Source organism: Mesorhizobium sp. M7A.F.Ca.CA.004.04.2.1 (assembly GCF_004022825.1).
Taxonomy (GTDB): Bacteria; Pseudomonadota; Alphaproteobacteria; order Rhizobiales; family Rhizobiaceae; genus Mesorhizobium.
Window position 1 is genome coordinate 1 of record NZ_RZPH01001424.1, and the last position, 1,117, is coordinate 1,117.

The 1,117-nt window shown below is 60.4% G+C and carries 2 protein-coding genes; both read left to right on the forward strand.

Features of this window, described 5'->3' with window-relative positions; all coding sequences use genetic code 11:
• On the forward strand, positions 1-203 hold a 203-nt coding region (locus EN893_RS35090; protein ID WP_164901438.1), incomplete at its 5' end, for a 4Fe-4S binding protein.
• Positions 204-442: 239 nt separating this feature from the next.
• Entirely contained in the window at positions 443-1,063 is a 621-nt protein-coding gene (locus EN893_RS35095) for an NADH-quinone oxidoreductase subunit J (RefSeq protein ID WP_127267204.1), read from the forward strand.
• The last annotated feature ends 54 nt before the right edge of the window (positions 1,064-1,117 follow it).

Genomic DNA, 1,117 nt, shown 5'->3' on the forward strand with positions numbered 1-1,117 from the left:
ACATCGACATGGTGAAGTGCATCTATTGCGGCTTCTGCCAGGAAGCCTGCCCGGTCGACGCCATCGTCGAGGGGCCGAATTTCGAATTCGCGACGGAGACGCGCGAGGAACTCTACTACGACAAGGACAAGCTGTTGGCGAATGGCGACCGGTGGGAGCGCGAACTGGCGCGCAACATCTCGCTGGACTCGCCCTACCGCTGATATTTGACGCATGGGCGGGGCAGGGGCCTCGTCCAGAGGATGATCCCGAAAAGTTGCGGACTTTTCGGACCAGATCATGCTCCGGAATACAGAGTGGCCCATGTTTCTTTCGATCGGGCCTTTCAACCCGATCGGAACATGGGCTAGGACAACGCGGCTTTGGAACCGGAGGCGGAACCAGGCCAGAGACAACAAACAGGACGAGCGTCCTGTTCGTACAGGAACCCGGGGGATCCCCAATGTTGAGTGGACTAGAGGCGGCCTTTTTCTACCTCTTCGCCTTTGTCGCGGTGGCTTCGGCGTTCATGGTCATTTCGTCGCGCAACCCCGTGCATTCGGTGCTGTTCCTGATCCTGACCTTTTTCAACGCCGCCGGCCTGTTCATGCTGACCGGGGCCGAGTTCCTGGCGATGATCCTGCTCGTCGTCTATGTCGGCGCGGTGATGGTGCTGTTCCTGTTCGTGGTCATGATGCTCGACGTCGATTTCGCCGAGATGAAGGAAGGCGCACTGCAATATGCGCCGATAGGCGCGCTGGTCGGGCTGATCCTGGCGGCGGAGCTGATCGTCGTTCTCGGCGGCTACACTTTCGCGCCGCAGCTCGCTTCGACGGTCTCCAAACCCATTCCGGATCTCGCCACGCGGACCAATACCGCCGCGCTCGGCGACATCCTCTATACCGACTACCTCTACTACTTCCAGATTTCGGGCCTCGTGCTGCTGGTCGCCATGATCGGCGCCATCGTGCTGACCCTGCGCCATAAGCCAGGCGTCAAGCGGCAGTCGATCGCGGCCCAGGTCGGCCGCACGCCGGCGACCGGCATGGAAATCCGCAAGGTCAAGACAGGCGAGGGACTCTGAGATGGTTGTCGGCATCGCACATTATCTGACCGTATCGGCTGTTCTGTTCACGCT

What these genes read in the sequence shown, in the direction of transcription:
- EN893_RS35095 (WP_127267204.1), top strand. Translation starts at nt 443, where the DNA reads ATGTTGAGTGGACTAGAGGCGGCCTTTTTCTACCTCTTCGCCTTTGTC.